The organism is Streptomyces sp. NPDC055078 (assembly GCF_053607985.1).
Window position 1 is genome coordinate 1 of sequence record NZ_JBSGUP010001146.1, and the last position, 1,154, is coordinate 1,154.

2 protein-coding genes are annotated in these 1,154 nt (G+C 70.3%); both read left to right on the forward strand.

Annotated features, from left to right (window positions below):
* Positions 1 to 53 precede the first annotated feature (53 nt).
* The gene (locus ACWF94_RS40835) at positions 54 to 641 is read left to right on the forward strand and encodes an ATP-grasp domain-containing protein (RefSeq protein ID WP_453500413.1); all 588 of its coding nucleotides are present in this window, start codon (positions 54 to 56) and stop codon (positions 639 to 641) included.
* Positions 556 to 849, forward strand: coding sequence for a hypothetical protein (locus ACWF94_RS40840; protein ID WP_453500412.1), 294 nt, complete (start codon positions 556 to 558; stop codon positions 847 to 849). Before ACWF94_RS40835 ends, ACWF94_RS40840 begins: the two co-directional genes overlap by 86 nt.
* Positions 850 to 1,154 lie beyond the last annotated feature (305 nt).

The window sequence follows — 1,154 nt, forward strand, 5'->3', positions numbered from 1 at the left end:
GCCGGGCACCTCACGCATGCGCTGCGCTCCCCACCCTCCCCACAACCTTCGAAATCCAACGAAATGGAGGGAAGAGCCCCCTTGGCCGTTTCAGAGATCCTCATCAGGACTCCGCCGGCGTCACAGTCGTCACCGACCCCGACGGTGCGGCCGGTGCCTGGCGGGTGGCGGCCCGCTCCCCACGTGGCATGTACGGCCTGCCGCCCGACCCGCGCGTCCTGGTCCAAGACTATGTCGAGGGCACCGAGTACAGCGTCGAATCGATCACACAGCATGGGACGACCACGCATCTGTGCGTCACCCGGAAGGCCGTCACCCAGGGCGCCCACCGGGTCGAAGTCGGTCGCAGCCTGCCCGCCGACCTGCCCCCGGGCACCGGGCGGGCCATGCACCAGGAGGCGGAACGGGCGATCGCCGCGGTGGGCATCCGCAACGGCGCTTCGCACACCGAGGTCATCGTCGGCGGGGACGGGTGGTGCTCGGCGTCGAGATCGGGGCCCGCCTCGGTGCCGGACACATCGGCGTTCTCCTGCGGCACGCGCTGGGAATCGACCGGTGGACGGTACTCCTGGACACCGCCCTCGGCCGCCCCGCGCACCTCACTCCGGCCCGCCGCGTGTACGCGAGCGTACGGTTCCTGACCAGCCCGCGCACCGGCCGCCTGGTCGCGGTGACCGGCCTGCCCAAGAGGGCCCCGGTGTGCCCGCCGTCCACCTGCGCACGGCCGTCGGCCGAACCGTAGGGCCGGCGCAGGCCAGCCGCGGGCGCCTCGGCCACTTCATCGTCACCGGCCCTGATCCCGCCGCCCCCGGGCCGGGCCCGGAACGGGAAGCAACCCGTGCACCGTGAACCGAGCACTCCGCACATCGGGCAAGAAAAGGCCCGGCAGGGGGCCGCCGCCTACGAGATGAAAGGCACAGCGGCTGAACCTCCGATCGACCTGGCGCTATAGGTTCCCCTTGATCATTAGCACTGGGTCTTGCGGGGATGCCGGAATCCGGGCTTCGCGAGCAGCGGGCCTGTCGGCTGGCTTTGAGCAATCTGAACCCGACGGACTGTGAGGGTTGGCTGCCTTTCGTGGTGCCGTTGGCTGCGCCTGAGCAGTCACTTGGCGGCGGGGTTCAGCTGCTTTCGCGGTAGTTCATGAACCAGTG